Here is a 3,837-nt window from a genome sequence, read left to right as displayed (position 1 = left end):
GAGGGGGAGTCTGAAACGCATGGCGGCTGCTCCTTGCTAGAGACGCAATACACCGTCTGTCGGCGGGGGCCGCTGACGGAATATCTACACGACCCAGGAGCAAGGAGGGATTGATCCCGGTATCGCCGGTGCGCTTCTCATACTGGATGCAGCCTGTGGGGCAATGCCGGTTAAACGGCAACAAATGTTCCGAAAGCGTTGCCGATAGGGGGGTTGGCGGCCGACGGAGCAAAAACCTGCACGCTCCATTCAGTTAGGCGGCGGGACAGCCGTTCGAGCCGCAGAGCCGGGTCCCCCGTTTGCGGGACACTACTGCCCGCAGCTGGGAAGAAATGACCCGCGTTGTGGAGAGGCTCACCACCTCACGGGGTAGCCACACGCGGGTCCTGCCTGAGAGGTTCGATGTACCAGTAGTCCTCGTCCTCGATGGACACATCGGGGTTGGCAGCGACGTGAACGTTCCACTGTTCGACCGCTTCGTCCATGTCGCCCAGGAAGCTGCGGACCACGGCTTCCCAGTACGCGATGTTCCGGGTCGGGTCCGCGCTCGGTCCGAGTCGGGCGCGCTCGGCCACCGCCCGGGCGCTGTCCGGCTTGTCCGCCTGCACGAGAGCCAGGGCCGCGAACATCTGTCCCTGGTGGAGGTTGAACTCCCGCTCGGCGGGCGGGCTCAGCTCGACCCAATCGTCCAGCGCTGCCCACATCGCATCGATGTCGGGACTCGAGCCGGGCATCGCGGCCGCCATCACGGCGCACTTGCGGAACCGAGGTCGCTCGGGGAACCGCCTGCGCCCTTCCTCGCACCACCGCCTTGCCTCAACCTCATCGCCCAGGTCGAACGAAGCTCCGAACAGCCGCCACAGGGTAAGGTGGGCGTTGCGCAGATACGGGTCCGCCTCGTACGAGCGGAGAGCCGCCACCTTGGCCTCCGGTACCCGATCCTGGTTCAGGAGAAGGTGGCTGAGCGAAGTCCATGCAGACGCCTGCTGCGGGTTTGCGGCCACGGAGGCGCGAAGGTCGGCCTCGGCCTGCCCGAGCAGGCGTTCCGATTCTTCCGGGCCACCCGCCAGGTTGAGCAGATACTTCCAGTACTGGAGCGTGCCCCGGAGCTCGAGCGCATCCGGGTCCTCGGGGGCGAGGCGAACGGCCACCTCCGCGTGCTCCGTCCCGCGGTCGATCCACTCTTCGGCCGCGGCGCGATCGTCGAAGCCTGTGAACCGGGACGCCTGGTAGTCGATCCACCCGCGCCGCACGGTGGGCTCCACCCATTCAGGTGCCACATCCTCCGCCCGCGCGAGGACCGAGTCCGCCGCCGCCAGATAGCCGAGCGCGCCGTCCAGGTCACCCATCTGGATGGCCGTGGTCGCCCGTTCCTCGATCGGGGCGGCGCGCTGCACCAGCTCCCACGCCTCGACGCTCTCGGTCCCCGAGCGAAGCTCGATTTCCTCGATCTCCTCGCCGAGGGTACGGAGCAGGAAACCTCCGACCTCCTGCGCCAGGTCATCCTGGAGCCGGAAAAGGTCGGAGTACGAGCCCTCGACCCTCGTCGTTCCGAACTGGTCGCCCGTCGCCGCGTTCACGAACGAAACGGCCACGCGCACATCATCGTCCGCCTTGGAAACGGTGCCGCTCACGATCGTGGCCACTTCTAGCGCGCGGCCGATGCTGTCGGGAGCCACCGGGGCGTCCCGGTACGGGGCAACACCATTGCGGGACACGACCTTGAGGGCGCTCACCGTGCTCAGCTCATCGATCAGGGCCTCCGAAAGGCCCGCCGCGATGAACGGTACTTCTTCCTGCGGCGTCCGCGGCTCGAAATAGAGGACCGCGATGCGACGGGGATCCTCGACCTCGCTGAGCTGTTCCAGCGCAGAGGTACGGAGCGCGCGAGCGTCCTGGCGCGTCGTGTCGCGCATCACGAAGTCGCGGATCGCCAGGCCGCCGCCGAGGACGAGGATGATCACGGCGGCGGTCGCGACTTCCTTCGAAACCCCCTTCCGCCGCTTCCGGCGCTTGCCCGGCATCTTCCCGGCGGATTCCGGGTCGAGCAGCACCCGGTAGACCTGGACCGGCTCCTGGATGTTCTTGACCCGGTGAGGTCCCAGGTCTTCGAAGCCCAGCTGGACCTTGTTTCGGACCTGGTTGAAGGCGCTTCCCGATATGAACACGCCTCCCGGATCGGTGAGGGACTCGATGCGGGCGGCCACGTTGACACCGTCACCGTAGATGTCCCCATCTTCCGCGACGATGTCTCCGACGTTGATCCCGATCCTGAACGCGATCCGCCGGTCCTTCGGCGAGCCTTCCTCCCTTTCGGGCATCGCGCGCTGGATCTCGGCCGCGCACTCCACCGCATCGACGGCACTCGGGAATTCCGCCAGCAGTCCGTCCCCCGTGCCCTTCACGATCCGGCCCCTGTGGCGGAGGATGGCAGGATCGATCAGCTCCGACCGGTGGGCCTTCTGGCGGGCGAGGGTCCCGGCCTCGTCCTCTTCCATGAGGCGCGAAAAGCCCACCATGTCGAGGGCGAATATGGCGGCAAGCCTTCGTTCCATCCCTGTCTCCAGGTCGGTTCCGGCTTACGGTGAGACCTGCTGAAGCTCTGGTGATACGCCCAGACGGATTCTATGCGGTCGGTCCCTCTAGCGCGACTGCACGTGGTCCCGCAGTCCCCGGAGACCCGCTCGCATCTCCCTCCGGATCAGATGACGGACGAGAACCCAGTCGAGGAGGCGCCCGACCCAGCCTAGGCGCATACCGTACGTGACCGAGCTCGTGACCGTGACGTGCGGGTTGCCTGTCTCGAGTGACCACGTCTCTATGACTCGACCGATCGGATACGGGACGACTCTCACGTCGAACGTGTACCCGACGTGGTCCTTCCAATCGACGACCGATTCCTCGAGCCGAAAGCCCCAGAAGTGTCTCAGGACCCGGTACGAGCCGACGCCGCGCTCCAGCTCGCCCACGAGCGAGGAGTCTCGCAGGTAGGGCGCCCAGTGCGCGACCCCACCGAAGTCGTTGAGGACTCCCCAGACCGAGTCCTCGGAAGCGCTTATGTCGATCCGCTCCGTCAGGCTCCGCATCACCAAACCCGGGTCGAGTGCGCGTTGCGAAAGTGTTAGACATTCGCCTCAGGACGGCGTACACTTACTGCACAACCCGTTCCAACGGGGAGGTGTGGAGATGAGGCTCTCCTCGCAGAAGTCCGTCGCGGACTCGTTCTCTGCCCTCGTCACTGGTGACGAAGCGGACCTGTCCCTGACGGATGGCTCGCGGATCGCGGTGGTCGGTGGTGGCCCCGCCGGGTCGTTCTTCGCCTACTTCCTGCTCAAGACCGCCGAGACGATCGATCTCGACCTATCCGTCGACATCTACGAGCCCCGCTCCTTCGCTCACTGCGGGCCCGCCGGCTGCAACCACTGTGGCGGCATCGTCTCCGAATCGCTGGTCCAGGTGCTCGCGGCCGAGGGAATCAACCTTCCCCCGGAGGTCGTCCAGCGCGGGATCGAATCGTACGTGGTTCACATGGACGTGGGCAGCGTGGCCATTCGAAGCCCGGCCGGGGAACAGCGGATCGCCGCGCTGTACCGGGGGAACGGCCCCCGGGAGGGCGGCGACAGCCCATGGGACAGCTTCGACGGCTTTCTCCAGGGGATGGCGGTGGAGAAGGGGGCGCGCGTCGTGCGGCGGCTGATCAGCGATGTGGAGTGGCGCGACGAGCGACCGGTCCTGATCGGTTCGGATCTGAAGGAGGAGTCTTACGACCTCGTGGCCGTGGCCACCGGAGTGAACAGCAACTTCCTGAAGCTGCTGGAGGACCTTCCGGCCGGGGTG

At 66.4% G+C, this 3,837-nt stretch carries 3 protein-coding genes; 1 reads left to right on the top strand and 2 read right to left on the bottom strand.

Annotated elements, in window-relative coordinates; genetic code table 11:
• Positions 1–362: 362 nt before the first annotated feature.
• Complete coding sequence (locus tag AC36XV_RS12190) at positions 363–2,555, bottom strand: adenylate/guanylate cyclase domain-containing protein (RefSeq protein ID WP_492203958.1); 2,193 nt, start codon at positions 2,553–2,555, stop codon at positions 363–365.
• Between the two features lie 87 nt (positions 2,556–2,642).
• Complete coding sequence (locus tag AC36XV_RS12185; RefSeq protein WP_492203957.1) at positions 2,643–3,086, bottom strand: SRPBCC family protein; 444 nt, start codon at positions 3,084–3,086, stop codon at positions 2,643–2,645.
• Positions 3,087–3,186: 100 nt separating this feature from the next.
• On the opposite strand from AC36XV_RS12185, the gene AC36XV_RS12180 reads away from it, so the two are divergent.
• Positions 3,187–3,837: NAD(P)/FAD-dependent oxidoreductase (locus AC36XV_RS12180; RefSeq protein ID WP_492203956.1), on the top strand; the 651-nt coding region annotated here is incomplete at its 3' end.

Source organism: Candidatus Benthicola sp., from assembly GCF_058719085.1.
This window is presented reverse-complemented; position numbering and strand designations above follow the sequence as displayed.